Annotated in this window: 16 protein-coding genes; 10 read left to right on the top strand and 6 right to left on the bottom strand. The window is 41.2% G+C overall.

Going from position 1 to position 18236, the window contains the following annotated elements; all coding sequences use genetic code 11:
* Nucleotides 1–10: 10 nt before the first annotated feature.
* The 5 genes from ACO067_RS20410 to ACO067_RS20390 all read right to left on the bottom strand — a co-directional run bounded on the left by ACO067_RS20410 (nt 11) and on the right by ACO067_RS20390 (nt 4077).
* Nucleotides 11–964 (bottom strand): cbb3-type cytochrome c oxidase N-terminal domain-containing protein, encoded by a 954-nt coding sequence (locus tag ACO067_RS20410; protein ID WP_421877648.1) that lies wholly within the window; start codon nt 962–964, stop codon nt 11–13.
* On the bottom strand, nt 951–1142 hold the full coding sequence (locus ACO067_RS20405; RefSeq protein ID WP_421877646.1) for a CcoQ/FixQ family Cbb3-type cytochrome c oxidase assembly chaperone: 192 nt from the start codon (nt 1140–1142) through the stop codon (nt 951–953). The genes ACO067_RS20410 and ACO067_RS20405 overlap by 14 nt, the downstream gene beginning before the upstream one ends.
* A gap of 7 nt (nt 1143–1149) precedes the next feature.
* Nucleotides 1150–3327, bottom strand: a complete 2178-nt coding sequence (gene ccoN, locus ACO067_RS20400) for a cytochrome-c oxidase, cbb3-type subunit I (protein ID WP_421877644.1) — start codon at nt 3325–3327, stop codon at nt 1150–1152.
* Nucleotides 3305–3481, bottom strand: coding sequence for a cbb3-type cytochrome oxidase assembly protein CcoS (gene ccoS / locus ACO067_RS20395; protein ID WP_421877642.1), 177 nt, complete (start codon nt 3479–3481; stop codon nt 3305–3307). Before ccoS ends, ccoN begins: the two co-directional genes overlap by 23 nt.
* A 257-nt stretch (nt 3482–3738) precedes the next feature.
* Nucleotides 3739–4077 (bottom strand): DUF6970 domain-containing protein, encoded by a 339-nt coding sequence (locus ACO067_RS20390; RefSeq protein WP_421877640.1) that lies wholly within the window; start codon nt 4075–4077, stop codon nt 3739–3741.
* A gap of 87 nt (nt 4078–4164) precedes the next feature.
* Here ACO067_RS20390 and ACO067_RS20385 point away from each other — a divergent pair, with 87 nt between their 5' ends.
* From ACO067_RS20385 to ACO067_RS20340, 10 genes are all read left to right on the top strand, one after another.
* Nucleotides 4165–4746 carry a hypothetical protein gene (locus tag ACO067_RS20385; protein WP_421877638.1) on the top strand — a complete coding sequence of 194 codons (582 nt, stop codon included), beginning with the start codon at nt 4165–4167 and terminating at the stop codon, nt 4744–4746.
* A complete protein-coding gene (locus ACO067_RS20380; protein WP_421877636.1) occupies nt 4743–5471 on the top strand; it encodes a class I SAM-dependent methyltransferase in 729 nt (242 codons plus the stop codon). The genes ACO067_RS20385 and ACO067_RS20380 overlap by 4 nt, the downstream gene beginning before the upstream one ends.
* Before the next feature lie 10 nt (nt 5472–5481).
* A complete protein-coding gene (locus ACO067_RS20375; RefSeq protein ID WP_421877634.1) occupies nt 5482–5910 on the top strand; it encodes a DinB family protein in 429 nt (142 codons plus the stop codon).
* Nucleotides 5911–6014: 104 nt separating this feature from the next.
* Nucleotides 6015–6245, top strand: a complete 231-nt coding sequence (locus tag ACO067_RS20370; protein WP_421877632.1) for a hypothetical protein — start codon at nt 6015–6017, stop codon at nt 6243–6245.
* Between the two features lie 382 nt (nt 6246–6627).
* A complete protein-coding gene (locus ACO067_RS20365; RefSeq protein WP_421877630.1) occupies nt 6628–9879 on the top strand; it encodes a T9SS type A sorting domain-containing protein in 3252 nt (1083 codons plus the stop codon).
* 62 nt (nt 9880–9941) lie between these two features.
* Nucleotides 9942–10292 (top strand): DUF4260 domain-containing protein, encoded by a 351-nt coding sequence (locus tag ACO067_RS20360; protein WP_421877628.1) that lies wholly within the window; start codon nt 9942–9944, stop codon nt 10290–10292.
* A gap of 111 nt (nt 10293–10403) precedes the next feature.
* Entirely contained in the window at nt 10404–11051 is a 648-nt protein-coding gene (locus tag ACO067_RS20355; protein ID WP_421877626.1) for a hypothetical protein, read from the top strand.
* 2 nt (nt 11052–11053) lie between these two features.
* Complete coding sequence (locus ACO067_RS20350; protein ID WP_421877624.1) at nt 11054–11878, top strand: M23 family metallopeptidase; 825 nt, start codon at nt 11054–11056, stop codon at nt 11876–11878.
* Between the two features lie 156 nt (nt 11879–12034).
* Nucleotides 12035–13879, top strand: coding sequence for a DUF3857 domain-containing protein (locus ACO067_RS20345; protein WP_421877622.1), 1845 nt, complete (start codon nt 12035–12037; stop codon nt 13877–13879).
* Nucleotides 13876–15864: a DUF3857 domain-containing protein gene (locus ACO067_RS20340; protein ID WP_421877620.1), complete on the top strand. Its 1989-nt coding sequence runs from the start codon at nt 13876–13878 to the stop codon at nt 15862–15864. Before ACO067_RS20345 ends, ACO067_RS20340 begins: the two co-directional genes overlap by 4 nt.
* A 57-nt stretch (nt 15865–15921) precedes the next feature.
* Here the strand turns inward: ACO067_RS20340 and katG are convergent, their stop codons facing one another.
* Nucleotides 15922–18141, bottom strand: coding sequence for a catalase/peroxidase HPI (gene katG, locus ACO067_RS20335; protein WP_421877618.1), 2220 nt, complete (start codon nt 18139–18141; stop codon nt 15922–15924).
* Nucleotides 18142–18236: the final 95 nt, after the last annotated feature.

Below are 18236 nucleotides of genomic sequence, written 5' to 3'. Positions count from 1 at the left end.
TTTAGGTTGTTTACATGCCAGCCTCTATAAGCTGGCCATCTTCTTCTGTTGACTCCTCAGATTCTGTTGACTCCTCAGATTCTGTAGATGCCTCCTCTCGTTCAAAGAGTTCTCCCTGAGCTTCTTTTTGATTAGCAGGGTCTGTGCCCTCCAGTGTGTAGATGTAACTGGAAACCTGCTGCATTTCTTTTGGTACCAGTTGTGACTCCCAGGAGATCATACCTTTAGATGGCACACCATACTTCACGGTCTTGAAAATCGATTGGATATCACCGCCGTGCAGCCAATACTTGTCTGTCAGGTTCGGCCCAACACCACCTTCTCCATTCTGTCCATGGCAGGCAGCACACTTGGATATAAACAGTTCTTTGCCAGCCAGCAGATCTACTTCCTCTCCTGTGAAGGTTACCGAGTTTTCATCAATCAGATTATCCATTGAGGCCAGATATGCCTGCACTTCAGCTTCTGCTTTTTCCATTTCTGCTAGGTATTCGTCTTCTTGCAGCTTGCCAGTATCCAGCACGTGATAGTTGATCAGATATACTACTCCAAAGATGATTGTGATGTAAAATCCCCAAAGCCACCAAGGAGGTAGTCGGTTATCCAGCTCACGAATGCCATCGTAAGCGTGATCTGTTAGCACGGTCTCTTCTTGTGCCACCGGCACTGAATCATTCAGTCGGTTCCAGAGACGTCTCCAGAATCCAACACCCTCTTCTCCCGGTTTTACAGAAATCAACGAACTCTCCTCCTCAGCCACTCTTCCTCTGGCCATTGCCTTCATGGCATAAAGCGCCGTTATCAGGGCTACCAGAGCTAGTGTGGCCACCACTGCAGCCACTCCCACCACAATTTCCAGTTGATATTGGGCGTACAAAGCTCCTACATCTGATCCTTCCTGAGCAAAGGTTAATCCCGGCAAAGCCAGTACCATTAGTGATGTTATTATCTTAGGTAAGTTCATGATTGTCAGCATTTGAGTCTAAAGGAATTCTTGAGATTTCATTGATTTGCTTCTTATCAGCGCGAGCGATGTAAATGAACAATCCCACGAAAAAAGCAAAGAATATAACCAAGGAGATCAGCGGGAATACTTCTATTCCCGCAATGGTATCCATATGATGTTTTACGAATTTGAGCATGACTTTCTTAGTTTTCTGCGTCCACTTTTTTGATATCGGTACCGAGGCGTTGCAGGTAGGCAATCAGCGCTACGATCTCTTTTTCAGGGACTACTTTGATACCTTGTGATTCAAGATCCGCTGTAATCTGAGCAGCTTGCGCTTCGGCATCAGCCACTGCTTGTTCAGCATAATCTTCTGCATAAGGGACACCAAGAGTCTGCATAGCCTCAATTTTTGCTGGGGTCATTTCCTTATCCCAGTTTTGTTCAAACAACCATGGATAAGGTGGCATGATCGATCCTGGTGACATACTCGTCGGATCAAGCATGTGATAATAATGCCAGCTGTGAGGATATTTACCACCCACTCGCAATAGATCCGGACCAGTTCGCTTAGATCCCCACTGGAACGGGTGATCGTATACAAACTCCCCAGCTTTGGCATATTCACCGTATCGCTCAGTTTCGGATCGGAAAGGCCTTACCATCTGAGAGTGACAGGTATAGCAACCCTCTCGCACATAGATATCTCGACCGTTGAGCTCCAGCGGAGTGTAAGGTTCCACACTAGAAATAGTCGGCACATTGGACTTCACCAGGAAGGTAGGAACGATTTCAATCACCCCTCCAATAGCCACTGCTATTAAACTCCAAACCAATAGGTTAACTGGTCTCCATTCGAATATTCTTCTGTGCCAGTGCTCTGATGCTGCTGGTTTGTAATCTTTGGCTAAAGGAGCGGCTTCTGCTTTGGTTTCCTTGATGAAACTTCCCGCACCGGCTGTTTTGATGAGGTTATAAACCATTACCAATACTCCTGTCAGGTACAATGCACCCCCAAATGCTCTTAGTTGATACATTGGCAGGATCTGTGTGACTGTTTCCAGGAAATTACTGTAAACCAAGGTTCCTTCTGGGGCAAACTGCTTCCACATCAAACTTTGAACGAAACCAGCCCAATACATTGGTAATGCGTAAAAGATGATTCCCAGTGTACCAATCCAGAAATGGAAGTTGGCGAGCTTTTTGGAAAATAATTGTGTACCATAAAGCCGTGGAATCAGGTAATACAACATAGCAAATGTTAGAAACCCATTCCAGCCAAGGCCACCCACGTGTACGTGAGCCACAATCCAGTCAGTAAAGTGGGCTATGGCATTGAAGTTTTTCAATGACAACATTGGTCCTTCGAAGGTGGACATACCATAACAGGTCACTGCTACCACCATGAATTTTAGAATCGGATCTTCACGTACTCGATCCCAAGCGCCTCTCAATGTCAATAATCCGTTGAGCATCCCACCCCATGATGGAGCGATCAGCATGACCGAAAACACAGTTCCTAAGGACTGAGCCCAGTTTGGAAGTGAATTATACAACAAGTGGTGAGGTCCTGCCCAAATGTAGATGAAGATCAATGCCCAGAAGTGAACAATCGATAGTCGATATGAATATACAGGTCTGTTGGCCGCTTTCGGGATGAAATAATACATCAACCCCAGGTATGGAGTGGTGAGGAAGAATGCCACAGCATTGTGACCGTACCACCACTGTACGAGCGCATCTTGTACACCTGCGTACCATGAGTAACTTTTGAAAAATGAAATTGGCAACTCGAAAGAGTTCACGATGTGCAGCATGGCTACCGTCACGAAAGTGGCAATAAAAAACCAGATAGCTACATACAAATGTCGCTCTCTCCTTTTGAGAATAGTCCCAAACATGTTGATACCAAAAACCACCCAGATCAAAGCGATGGCAATGTCAATAGGCCACTCTAGCTCAGCATACTCTTTACCAGAAGTCAACCCCAATGGTAACGTAATCGCTGCTGAAAGAATGATCAATTGCCACCCCCAGAAGTGGATTTTGCTTAGTAGATCACTAAACATTCGTGCCTTACACAGGCGCTGGAGTGAATAATAAACTCCGGCAAAAATACCATTACCCACAAATGCAAAAATCACTGCATTGGTGTGCAGTGGTCTTATCCGCCCAAATGTGGTGAACTGAATTCCGAAGTTGAGGTCTGGCCAGAAAAACTGACAAGCCGCTAACAAGCCTACTGACATACCCACCACTCCAAAAATGGTAGTGGCAATCAGGAAAAGTCTGACGATTGAGTTGTCGTAGTAAAAGGTGTCAAGAGCGCCATCAGCTGCTGGCGACTGGCTCTCTTTCTTAGTCATTGTCTCTGTTGACATTCTGAGATTGTTTAGGTTCGTCATCGAATAGAATTCTCACTGAGGGAGTGTAGTCATCCTCAAACTGCCCGTTGCGGGTAGCCCAGATGAATGCGAAGAGAAAACCAGAGGCTACTACTAGGCTGAATCCGATTAAGATAATGATTACACTCATAATTGTAACAGCAAGATTACGTGGCTCCTGAGCGTGTTTTTATGAGGGGTTTCATGAAAAAATCTGATTTATATCAGGCCTCCTTCACAAAAAAATAACCGCTCAATTCTTAAGAGGTACCTCTATTCTATGCTGATGTCAAGTCGCTGAGCATGAAGTCTTGACCTGCACCCATTAGATTGTTACATTGTCTGAAATAAAAAAGACCGGGAGTAATCACCGGTCCTTTCAGTCTAAAAAATTACCAACCTAATTCATTATTGCTCATATAGTACTTTTTCATTTGTTGCCTGCTCACTGAAGTCGGGACAAGTATTAAATCCTACAATTCCTCCAAACTTACAAATCTCCTTTCCATCCGAATTGTAAACCATTGACATGGCATCAGGGCACCCCCCACAGCCGTTGACCAGGTAGACACACTCATTCTTGTAGGTGTATTGTATAATGGATGCTGGAGTGTCAGATTTCTTCAGGTCATCCCTCATGTCTGAAAGCCATTCATAGGCTTCAAAAGGGGCTTCCACGCAAGGGGTAGTAGAATCTTTCTCACATCCCATAAATGACAGAAGCACTAAGGCAAGAATTCGTATCATAGAAATCTGTATTGAGTATTTGCTACGTTAGACACATATCATCCAGCCATGGTTGGATATATTCGGAAAACGAAGCAATTTTCATACATGGTTCACCTAGCACAACGTGAAGACCGGGCACATGTTGTCAAGATCATCGAAGAGTCATTTGCTGATAACCCAAGTGTCGTCTCAGTGATCAACCCACGAAAACCAGGAAGTCTGCGAGCCCTTGCTCGATACGCATTTGATACAGCGATCGTCCGTGAGGGAGTATGGCTATCAACTGACCGAAAGGCTGTAGCCATCTGCTATTTTTATGGATTGAAAAAAGAAGGTCTCAGGGATCTTTGGAATCAGGCACTTTTAGTGATCTACTGCGTAGGATTAAGGAATGTAGCCTCGGTTATGAAACGAGAACAATACATCAAAAAGTACCGCCCGCAAGATGGCTCGTTTCTGTATTTCTGGTTTTTCGGTGCTTCAGAAGCTGGCAGACAGAAACGATCTGCTTTTGAGCTGAAACAAGCAATTTTCGACTTATCTGAAAAAAAGAAATTACCGATTTATCTGGAAACCTCCGTCCAAAAAAATAGACGTGTTTACGAGCGTTATGGATTTGAGGTGTATCACGAATGGCAGCAAACAGAAGATAGAACGCTATTTTTCATGAGAAGACAAGCCAAATGAAAGACCTGTTTTCAGAAGACTCCTCAGATTATGCAAGCTTTCGTCCGTCTTATCCTACTGATTTGATAAACTATATCCGGACGCTGGTTCCAGAGTCGGCTATCATCTGGGAATGTGGCGCTGGCAGTGGCCAAATGACTCGGCTCCTTGCTCCTCACTTCCATTTCATACATGCTACTGATATCAGTCAGCCACAATTGGACATGGCTCCTACCTATGCCAATGTGCACTACACCAAACAGCGTGCAGAACACACCAATTTTCCGAATCAATCCTTCCACATGGTTATCGCAGCACAAGCCGCGCACTGGTTTGATTTTGACACCTACTATAATGAGGTACGGCGAGTCTTAAAGCGAAGCGGCCTGGTGGTACTTACCGGTTATGGGCTGTTGAGAGTTGAGCCCTTCATTGATGAAGCAATAGATCGGTTTTATACACAACTCGGGCCTTTTTGGGAACCAGAGCGCAAACACATTGATCTCGACTATCAGTCCATTCCTTTTCCTTTCGAGGAACTATCAACACCGGCTTTCTCATACCGTACGGAATGGTCTATTGAGCACTGCATGGCGTACCTCCAGACCTGGTCTGCTTTTCGCAAAATGTCCAAAGAAGAAAAAATTAGTAGACTAGCTGATTTAAAATCCAAGCTATTACACTACTGGCAAGGCTCAAAAGTTGTAACTTTTCCTACCCTTCTTCGTGTGGGGTATTTACGCTAACTGACCTCTTATGATTGCATATTTCACCCTGGTTAATGACGCTTATGATCACCTGAAAAAGCTGGATGAATCGAAAGTCAGCCTCAAACTGAATAGCAACAAATGGAGTAAAAAGGAGATCCTAGGTCATCTGTGTGATTCCTGCATTAATAATTACTATCGATTCATGCATCTCCAGCAATCAAGTGAACCTTACGTCATAGAGAAGTATGACCAGGAGATGTGGGTGGCGGTGCGTGGCTATCAAAATCAATCATGGGAAGAAACCCTCCAACTCTGGTATGCACTGAATCTTTCGCTGCTCAATGTACTGGATCAGTCACTTGACCAGCACAGTGATAAACCAGTGATCATTGATGGTGAAAAGTACACCTACCAATACCTCGCAGAGGATTACTTTGACCATTTACAACACCATCTCAATCAAATTTTTTCTTAACCGACGAATGTCATCAATTCATCTAATTTAATTCAATCATAACATTGGATGGCCTTTGAATACGACTACATCTCATAAACTTAGCATCCTATCAGCAAGACATTATGAGTATTTTCAGAGGACTAACAGGTAAATTCCTGATTCCATACGGGTTATCACTAATCTTCGGGATTTGGACCTATTTCACAATCATCAAAATCCTCACATACGAGAATCTACAAAAACACTTTCTGGAGATGAAACTGGAAGTACTGGAACTTCGAAAGCATGAGAAGGATTTTTTAGCCAGAGAATCAAAAAACAGTCAGTTCATTAACACTGGTGTAAGCGAATAACTCTCTAAGCATCTAGCAATTGTCTAATTTGCAGCTATTTCACTTTCATTGAAGACTTGGTTTACAGCGATTTTCATTGGAAAAGGAGATGAGTTTCTACAAAAAAAACGTGAGTATTCTAATATCCACCTAAGAATCAATTTGCTAACAAAAAACATGTATTACGATCCCAAAGTGTTTTAGTCAATTCCTTACAAAATGAAATAAAAGGACAAAACGATGCGGTTTATTAGAACCTAATATTACTGAGATTATCTAAACAGTTGGATGCTCATATTCTACCAATTAAAGCAGAAAAAAATGTTGAGAAATTTCTGTCAATAAAAAGTATTGAAATAACAAAACGGAGATATATTAGCTGCTTTAACACCTAACGCTCATAATGAAAAAAGCACTATTTCTACTCATCTCAACATGTACTGCACTGATCACCACAGCGCAGCTTTCGTTCAACCAAGAAGATCCATTTTACACAGGAGATTCTCAAAACAACTATTTTAGTGATTACGCGCTCAGTTACGACTATAACAAAGACGGCATCAACGACCTGCTGCATCTGCAGAACAACGAGCTATACGTTTTACTCAGAACGAATAATGGATTTGGAGAGGAGCTTCTTGTTTATTCTCACGAGCAACGCCTCATTGGTTTTTCTAATACCATGGATCTCAACAATGATGAACAGTCAGACTTTGTAATCAATACCAATAGTGAGATTTTGATCTTTGAAGGGACTTCAGATGGCATAGAACATTCAAGGACGCTATCAGAGATTAATTCGCGTTATGTTCACCTAAATGATCTCGATGGTGACGGTGACATTGATATTGTTTTTAATGATTCGTTCGAAATATATTTTGTACAGGGAAATGGTGATGGAAGCTTTAGCTCTAGCACGAATCTCACGGAAGGCATTGATGAAATCGGAAGTGTCTTTGATTTTCAAATTGTAGACATTGAGGGAGACCAGGATGAAGATATTGTCTTCTTAGACCTCAACAATTCAAGAATACACCTTCTTAAAAATTTGGATTTCACCTTTTCTCTTGACAAATCAGTACCTGCAGGCAACACCACTTTTGGAGTAGCTGATTTCAATATGGATGGGATTCAGGATCTCGTCCTTTACAGTCCTGAGAACTCCCTAGAAGTTCATGTGGATCAGGGTGAAATATATGAGTTAACCCACACCTACAATTCATACAATATGTACGCGATAGTTCCTTATGACTATAATAGCGATGGTCGAAAAGACATCCTAATAAGCTGTAAACAATCGAGCCTAGAACTATTGACCAGTAATGGTGATGGTACTTTTCAAGAGCCCGAGGAAATCAGTTTTGAAATACCAAAATTTGAAAACCCTCGCTTTGCGGATTTCAATAGCGACGGCATTCCAGATATAATTGGTATGGGTTTAAATTTGAATCAAATTGTTTTTCTCCCGCTTTACCCTCAAATCTCTAGTAACGAAGTTTACACTACAGTCGGATTAAGACCGGTTCCTGCATCCAATAATAGCTGTCAACTTGGAGATTTGGATAATGACGGGTTCAAGGATTTAGTCATCTTTAGTGTGAATGGTGGCATTTATGTGTTTTATGGCAATAGAGATGGATTTGATTCTGAGTATGAAGTATATGAATCTCATGAATTCACCAATTCTGGGTACCTGCTTGACATAAACAATGATGGTTATGTAGATATAATATCAACTTACAAATCAGCCAGTGGAAGTTTTGTTGGATCTGAGAAGCATTTGAATCTACAAGATCGCTCGTTTAATCCCCCGTCTCCTTATAAGTACCTCACCAGCGACCAACATGTCTATTTCAATGATTTTAACAAAGATGGGACTCTTGAGATAATAACAGCCTTTGATTACAACATAGCCTTTTTAAGGAATGACGACAACTATGATGAGTATTATTCAACAGTCATAAATCCTAATTTAGTATTCAACTCCATCATTGAAGACATCCAGATTCAAGACATCAACGGAGATGACTGGGACGATCTAATTGTCTCTATTTACAATGCGCCTGAAGTGAAGATTTTTTTGAATAACCAAGCCGGTGGATTCAACTCTCCAGAATCAGTGGTCCTCGAGGACGATCAATTTGCCACCTCTTTGGAAGTCATTGATCTGGATAGTGATGGAGTTAAAGAGTTGATAGTTGCTACTTTAAACGAAACCAATTTCATTTTTGAGGTAAAGATCTTTCGTAGAAATAGCATATCAGAAGGATTCTCTCCGTCAGAAACATTTTCCGTTAATGGAAATTACAAAATCGTCGATATCATCAGTAATGATTTTGACAATGACGGGGATATTGACCTATTTCTAAATGAATTCGACAATCTGGTCAGTAGTTTTATCCTCAATAAAGAGGAAGGGTTAGAATTGTCTTATCCTGGTTTGGAGCCATATGGTCAAAATCATGTTATTGCTCAAGACATTGATTCGGATGAACTGACAGACTTTATTAGAATCAGTATGAGCGGTGAGTTTATTCACATCGTGCGAAATAATACCGTCGTGGAGCCATCTTCTTCTACAACTGAAATACTGGATATTTCACAGGAAGATGATGTGATGACCATCACGATGAATGAACTCGAAAACTCAGGCAGAATTGTGATCATCAAAGCAGAATCTGAAGTAGATGCCTATCCTGTTGATGGAACGTTTTATGCCTCCAACGCGAATTTCGGAATCGGCTCTGATTTGGGCAACAACAACTATGTAGTTTACCAAGGAGATGGCTCGGAGTTCAATATCTCAGGATTAAATACACTTACTGATTATTACCTTTCAGTATTTGAGTACAATACCGATGCACCAAATAACCAAATCATCAATTATCTAACATCAGATTTCGCATCTACTGAATTTGTTCTGCTTGACTCTCAAGAAATATCTACTACTGGTATACAAGATTACTTAGTGAGTGATGAATCATTTACCGTCTCTTTAACTTCCAACTCGGATTTACCTGTTGAAATTAGTCTGATCAGTGGACCCGTTATTTTAGATAATAATGTTTTCACTATTACTGGTACGGGTGAAGTAGTCATTCAAGCTTCTCAAGCGGGTAATAAGTATTACTTCCCATTTGAGAGAACCTACTCACTCTTCATTAATAAGGAAGAACAGATTCTAAGCTTTGAAAATCAATCAGACATCCCTTATGAAACAGGGTCCTTCGAAATACTTATTACGGCAACATCAGGAGAGGCGGTGGCTTTGGAACTCATTAGTGGTCCAATTGAGCTGAATGGAACAACTGCAAGCATAATAGGTAGTGGCACTGTGGTAATATCGGCTACTCAAGAAGGAAACCAGTTCTATCTACCTGTTACGGCTAATTTTGAATTTGAGATTCTTGAAGTTTTAGGAGTAAGCGAAATCGGTAGTTACGTGCTATACCCAAATCCTACTTCAGATAGACTTTTGTTCAATCATTCCATTAAAGATTACAGGCTTCGAATAGTTGATATGCAGGGAGTAATGCATGAGCTCAAAGTAGACTCAAACTATTCTATCAATATAGAAAACTTAAAAAGCGGTCAATACCTTTTAATTATGACCAATCAAAAGGAATCAACGAGAATCAAGATAATCAAGAGATAAGCAACAATTCTTGCAGATTGCTATGTTGTTGTATCTTCACGAAGATAAGGTACCCTTAGATTATGAAAACAACTCTCAAACTGGAAGAGCTCGCGTTATTTGGGCTATCGATATATCTATTTACCCGTTTAGATTTTGCCTGGTGGTATTTTCCAGCATTTATCCTTTTGCCTGATATCGGCATGATCGGATATGCCTTTGGCGCCAGGATCGGTGCGCTGACCTATAACCTTTTTCATCATAAAGGGCTGGCAGTAATTGTACTTCTTTTGGGATATTGGATCGGTAATGACTGGGTGGCCTTGATAGGCATCATCCTTTTCGGACATGCGAGTATGGACAGAATATTCGGATATGGACTAAAATATCCTGACCACTTTAAAAATACTCACCTAGGGGTAATAGGCGAATAAAGTGAACATTTTACTCCGAAAAACTGGTTAGACTCATATAGCATAGCATGTGCTCAAATAAGGCATTTAACCTTACCATAAAAGTTGATTTTTGACGTAAATTGCCCCTACATGAAAAAGAGATACATCATCATCATTCTAGCCATTGGTGGTTTTTATAGCATGTTATATTTCTGGCATCAGGAAGATCTTAGTGTGGAGCAACATCCCACCATCAATAGTCCTGCTGCCAAACCAGATGACTATTTACTGGAAGCAAAAGACTATGAGGACGAGCAGCGTCATGATAAGAGTGCTAATAGCATAGAGCAAGCCATTCAGGCCATTTGGAAACTGGAAACCGATGTGGATGATAAAAGCTTCGAGCGATTGGAGCAAACCATCCAAAAACTGGAGGCTGTGCATAAGCGAATTATTCGTGACTCCATACCTTCTGCAGAGCTCTTGAAAGCATTTGAGTATGCCTTGAGCAACCTGGCCCGTGCTGAGCTGGAAGTAGCCCAAAAATACTCCACTTCAGACAAGCTGGATGAATCCCGCTCCGCACTAAAATATGCGCAACTGCACATTAAAAATGCGCTCATGCTCCACAACTCCGATAGAACCGAGGACTCCATTCAGCAGGCAATAGAATCACAGCTGGTTGATGAAATAGATAACTTATCCAACCAGGAGGATCTTAGTCAGGAGCAATATCTGGCTGCTCTGGATAAACTCATGAAAGAAGTGGACCATGTTATAGCTGGAGTAGATGAGTAGCAATGAAATCCCTGATTTGTCAGTTATTTCTTGTCACTTTAGTTGGTTGCCAGTCCGTACAGCTTCCCACTAAGCATCATGCTCAGTATACCTACCAGCATGCTTATGCGGTGGATAACGATCACCTGTCCATTGAGCTTGGCAATCCTCTCCAATGCCCTCTAAGGGTATGGATACAAACACCTGATAAGGACCTACAGGCCGTATTCAACAAAATCAATCCTGTAGAGCTAGAAGGAGTATCAGATACGCTTCTACACTTCCAGACAACAAGCCCTGTTCGGAGTGAAATTCAATTTGCTTCTCGTCTTGGGAGTCTCAAAAAAGCAACCAATCCCATTCCAGTGGACCTGCCCTTTACTGAAGGAAAGGAATATCGTGTGATCCAGGGAAACAACTCCAACTATACTCACAATTCAAGTTGGTCCCGGTATGCCGTTGATTTTAATCTCAAAACAAATGACACGATTTGTGCTGCTACCAGTGGTTTTATAGTCGGTGTTGTTGAGGCGTATGAGTACGGAGGCAAAGGAGATCAATGGAAACCTTTTGGAAATTACCTTACAGTTTACGATCCCAATTCTGGTTTATTTACTCAGTTTGTACATCTGACCAAAGACGGAAGCTTTGTCAACGTAGGAGATTATGTGAATCGCGGGCAACCCATAGGACTGTCAGGCAAAACCGGTCAAACAGATATTGAGCATCTCCACTTCAATGTCCTAATTCCTGCAAACAATAATGACGGCCTCAAGTCCATCTCATTTGAGTTTGTTGGCGGGCAAAAGAGTGAGGAGCTTTCTAAAAACGACTGGTTGAGGAAGTAAACCTATACTGGTCATTTTTGAATTTACGTAGTAATGGAGGTAATATAGGTCAAAACTTCTCCAACCAGAGCAAATTGTAAAAATAGAATCGTGATATACAATTTTTAGTTACTTTTAGCCCGAATGAGGCCGCCAAAACCTCCAAGTATAGATTTAATGATTAACATTCGACTAGCACTGCTTCTAATGATCGGTAACCTTGTTGGCTTACCATCTTTCGGTCAGATACTGAATTACGATACGCATGTCATCATAGATGAAAAGGGACAAAAAACAACAGAGGTTACCTACTTGATTCAAATCAATAGTAAAGAATCTAATTGGCTTTCAGAGGTAGAAATAGCTCACAGCCCAAATCAAAAACTAGATATCCATTATGCGCAGATTATCGATGCCTCCGGTAACGTAGTTAGAAAAATTAAAAAGAAGGAAATTGAAACCAGAAGCAACCTATCCTACAGTACCTTTTACCAGGATGATCTGATTAGTGAATTTGATCTGTATTGGAATTCCTATCCTTACCAAATTGCCTACTCTTATACCCTAGAAGAGACTGAATTTGTATATGCTTGTTGGTGGACTCCTTTGGTTAGAACGAATGTCACCACTCTTCAAAGTAGTCTGAAATTAACCACACCAAAGGACTATGAAATAAACATTCATCAGAACTCGGAAAGGTTTAAGAGATCTGAGTCATTAACAGAGGATACAAAGTCATTTTCCTGGTCTTACCAAAACTATTCTACCCCACCCACAGAGATCTATTCACCTCAACTTAGAGAACTGATCCCACTCGTTTCCATCGTACCAAACAGCTTTATCTATGGTGTGTCTGGAGTGTCTAATAGCTGGGCGTCATATGGTCAATGGGTAGAAGAGCTAAATAGCGGGTTAGATGAACTCACCTTATATGAATCGAACAGGATTGTCGAGCTGATCAGTGGCATGGAGGATGAAAGAGAAATCATTAGAACACTTTATCACCACCTCCAGGACGAAACATCTTATGTGAACGTGGCAATTGATGTAGGTGGACTTCAAAGTTACCCTGCTTCTTATGTATGCAAAAACAAATATGGGGACTGTAAAGCCCTCACCACATATATGAAAGCTCTCCTCAAAAGTGCGGGTATCTCTTCCAATTATGTAGACATTCGTGCTGGCAAAAGTATTGAATCAATCATCACATCTCATCCAAGCCAACAATTCAATCATGTAATATTGCAAATACCTCTTGAAAACGACACAATCTGGCTGGAAAATACGTCAAACACACTACCCTTTGGGTACCTAGGCACCTTCACTCAAAACAGACAAGCTCTGGTTGTGAATGGTGCTAAAAGTCAACTTTTTAAAACACCAGAGCTTAATCCAGAAGATGTCCTCGAATTCAATAAATATGTTTTTGAGGAGATGGATGATCGTTCATTTCGTGTCTCAGTGGATTTTCAATGGCAGGGTGATAAAATGGAAGACTTTAGATACTATCTGGCCAATATCAAACAAGAAGAGCTGCTGGAAAAACTTAAAGTAGAAAGTCATCTAAAAGAATTAAAAGCAGCTGAATGGACCTTGAGAGATTTCCACAGAGACAGTGTAAAGTTAAAATTACAACTATCTGGAACAACCTCTTACACGGCCAGAAATATTGGTAAAATGCGTGTTATCAACCCCATTCGTGTAAGTATTCCTGATTTTGAAGGGCCAGAAAAACGAACGCTCAATGTTCAGTTTAGCTATCCCATCAATAGGATAAATGAGAGCAAGTATGAATTGGATCCAACTAGCTTTGACCGAATCCAGCTACCAGATGAGACACTGATTGAGAGTGATTTCGGGAGGTATTCATTTTCTGTAGAGCAAAATGGTAATTCTTATACCACCAAAGAACATTTCCTGATTCATTCGGGTGAAATTGACATCAAAGACTATCACTCATTCCACTCCTTCATTAATCAGGTAATTAATTTTCAAAAAACTATAGCATACATTATTCAATGAGAATTTATCTAATCGGTCTCTACTTATTCAGCATCTTACCCTCAGCATTAGCTCAGACTACCCAGTTGGTATTTGGAAATATTTCCATGGAGGAAATGACTATGGAATCCTACGAAAAAGACCCTGAGGCCAAAGCCGTTATCTTATATGATAAGGGAGAATCGATTTTTTTTGATACAGAAAATGGATACGACATCAGATTTAGAAGGCACAAGCGTATCAAGATATTTGACAAATCGGCTAGTGAGTATTCTGAATTCGAAATCCCTTTTTATGTAGATGGTTATGGAAGAACAGAAACAATCAAATCAATAGACGCCTATACTTATACTTTAGAAAACGGCCGTATACATCGAAAGGTCGTGGACCCATCCATGATCTATGAGGAGCAAATCAGTAAAAATTGGTTCAGAAAGAAATTTGTCTTTCCAGATGTGCAAAATGGCTCTGTTCTTGAAGTGCAATATGAACTAGAAACCCCATTCCACTTCAACCTTCCGGACTGGACATTTCAGAATCGAATACCAACTATTTATAGTGAATATCAGGTAAGTATGATTCCGTTTTATGAGTACATTTTTTCAGTTCAAGGTATCAGTAGATTCGACTATCAGCACTCAGAGATTTCAAAGAAGAACAGAACCTGGGGCACGCCTAGTTCTGGGGCTTATGGACAAAATACCGGTGGGTTTGAGTTTCAAGATTATATCCACACCTACGTGATGAAAGACGTTCCTGCCTTTGAGGATGAATCCTTCATTACATCTGTCAATGATTATATCATCAAAATGGATTTTCAGCTGTCTAAATTTCATAGCCCAAGAGGAGGAACTCGCGAAATCATTTCTACATGGCCAGCATTGAATGAATCACTGATTAAACACGAGAGCTTTGGTAAGTATCAAAAAGGAAGCTCGCGCATTGCCAAGAAAATATTAAGTGAGGAACTCACTCTTGGTCAATCTCCAATGGAAAACACCAAGCTGATCATTGATTATGTAAAGAATAATTTTGAATGGGATGGTTTCAATTCTAAATACGCTTCTCAGTCACCAAAGGATTTCTATAAGAATAAAAAAGGCAATGCAGCAGACATAAACCTTTTTCTTCTTGGCATGCTTGAAGAAGCAGGTATTCGATCATATCCTGTGATCTTGAGCACAAGAAATCATGGGAAAATAGCCAACGATTATCCATTTGATCATTACACCAATTACGTGATCGCTATGATAGATAGTGATTTTCAGTTATTGGCAGATGCCACAGAAAACATGCTACCTTACAACCGTCTGCCACTGCGATGTTTTAATGAAAAAGGACTGATGGTAAAGGATTCAGAAAGCCCACAGTGGATTTCATTGGAAAATAACATATCATCTACTGAGATCAAGTCGCTGGTCTTGTCAGTAGACACGATTACTAAAGACCTATTGGTCCAGCTATCCATTCAAGCAACGGAATACCAATCATTAAGACTAAAAAACAACTTTGAGGATGATGAAAAGTCGATCAGTGATTTTTACGATGATCGCGTGGGTAAAGTCAATAGATCAAGGACTATGAATTATGATGATCATATTCGCCCGTATTCGATCTTTTTAACAAGTGAATATGAAACGGAAAAATTAGGTGAAAGCATCATTTTCAAACCATTTCTGAATTTACCAATATCAAAAAACTCATTAACCAAAGACAAAAGAAACTATCCAGTCGATTTCATCTACCCATGGGAAGATCAATTCAACACCAAGCTGGAAATCCCTAATGGATATAGAGTTTCTGAGATACCTAAACCATTAGAAATCGATAATGACTTGGCAAAAATTAACCTTCGATACTCTTTAGATGGTAACACGCTCCTAATAGAAGGAACATACAACTTTAAGAAGGCGATTTACAACTCCAATGAGTACTCACGTATAAAGTACTATTTCAATCAGATCATCACACAATTCAATGAACCTGTTCTTCTAGAGAAAATATAACAAAAAAGGTGACTCCTCATGAAGTCACCTTTAAACTATGGTACAATCTATTCTCGCTTATTTCAGATCAAACCGATCCAGGTTCATCACTTTAGTCCATGCTTTCACGAAATCTTTCACGAATTTCTCCTGCGCATCGCCTCCGCCATACACTTCGGAGATAGCTCGTAGCTCTGCATTGTGACCAAAGATCAAGTCGGCACGAGTAGCGGTCCATTTAGTAGAACCTGTGCTTCGATCATTGCCTACAAACGTCTCAGCATTATCGGATGTCGCCTTCCACTCAGTGTTATAATCCAAAAGATTCACAAAGAAATCATTCGTTAATTTTCCTGGACTCTTGGTGAGCACACCATGTTTCGAACCATCCCAGTTTGCTTCGAGCACACGCATACCTCCCACTAACACAGCCATTTCAGGAGCTGTGAGCGTTAGCAATTGTGCTTTGTCCACTAGCAGATCTTCAGCTTTCGCCATGTGCTTGTCGTTCTTATAGTTTCGGAAACCGTCAGCTGCCGGCTCCATTACTTCAAATGACGCTACATCGGTCTGCTCTTGAGTTGCATCTGCTCTACCAGGTGTGAAAGGTACTTTAATATTCACCCCTGCATCTTTGGCAGCCTTCTCTACTGCTGCCACTCCACCAAGAACAATCAGGTCTGCAAGAGAAACTTGCTTTCCTCCTACACCGGCACTATTGAATTCTTTCTGGATAGCCACATATTGATCCAGTACTTTGCCCAGTTGCTTAGGATTATTGACTTCCCAGTTTACCTGAGGCTCTAAACGTACTCTGGCACCATTTGCACCACCACGCATGTCTGACCCTCTAAACGTAGAAGCAGAAGCCCAAGCCGTAGCTATCAATTCGGAAACAGATAAACCTGAACCCAATATTTTGGATTTTAGGCTGTCAATATCCTTATCATCAACTAACGGGTGCGATACTTCTGGGATTGGGTCCTGCCATAGCAGGTCATCTTTTGGCACTTCAGGCCCCAGATATCTAGCTTTGGGTCCCATATCCCTGTGAGTAAGCTTAAACCACGCCTTAGCAAATGCATCAGCAAACTCATCCGGATTTTGGAGGAAATGTCTTGAGATTTTCTCATAGGCCGGATCTACCTTTAAGGAAATATCGGTAGTCAACATAAATGGCAAATGCTTCTTATTTGGATCGTGAGCATCAGGCACTACTTCTTCTGCATTCACAGCTTTCCACTGCCATTTACCTCCTGGTCCCTTGTATTTCTCCCACTCATATTTGAATAGGAACTCCAGGTAATCGTGACTCCATTTGGCGGGAGTTCTCGTCCATCCACCTTCCAGACCGGAAGTAGAAGTGTCACCAGCTTTACCCGATTTGTACTTACTTTTCCAGCCAAGACCCATTTGTTCGATAGGTGCTCCCGCTGGCTCGGCTTCCAGGTATTCACCATCATTCACCGCACCGTGTGTCTTACCGAAAGTGTGACCTCCAGCGATCAGCGCCACAGTCTCATAATCGTTCATTGCCATTCGGCCAAATGTCTCCCGAATATCGTGAGCGGCAGCCGCTGGATCTGGATTGGCATCAGGACCTTCCGGATTCACGTAGATAAGTCCCATATGTGATGCCGCAAGAGGATTTTCAAGTTCTCTTTCACCAGTGTACCGGTTTACGCCAAGCATTTCATTTTCAGAGCCCCAATAAATATCTTTTTCTGACTCATAGATGTCCTCTCGACCTCCACCAAATCCAAAAGTTTTGAAACCCATGGATTCTAGTGCCACATTACCTGTCAGAATATATAGATCCGCCCAGGACAATTTTCGCCCATACTTTTGTTTGATTGGCCACAGCAGCAATCTTGCTTTGTCCAGATTAGCGTTATCAGGCCAACTGTTGAGTGGGGGGAAGCGCTGAGCACCTGTACCTCCACCACCACGGCCATCAGTCATACGATACGTACCTGCAGCATGCCAAGCCATTCTAATAAAAAATGGACCATAGTGACCATAATCTGCAGGCCACCAATCTTTAGAATCAGTCATCAACTCATGAAGGTCCTTTTTGACAGCTTCAAGATCCAATGACTTAAACTCTTCTGCATAATCGAAATCTTCATCCATTGGATTGGCCAGATTGGAATGCTGACGCAGGATATCCAATTTTAACATGTTTGGCCACCAGTCCAGGTTAGTTGTTCCTTGCCCTGCTGACACTTTTAGTGGACCACTGAGGAAGGGACACTTAGTAATGTCGCCGGAACCATTGTGATTTGAATTATCTCCCATTTTTTGATCAAGTTTAAGTTGTTTATTACAAGTTTAGAATAATATTAATTTATTGCATTTATCAGTCAATAAGTTATTCTTATCAAAGTGAGCGC

The sequence above is a fragment of the Marinoscillum sp. genome (genome assembly GCF_965229915.1).
In the GTDB taxonomy this organism is placed as follows: domain Bacteria; phylum Bacteroidota; class Bacteroidia; order Cytophagales; family Cyclobacteriaceae; genus Marinoscillum.
Note: the sequence above shows the minus strand (reverse complement) of the source record. Positions and strands in the feature narration are given on the sequence as shown.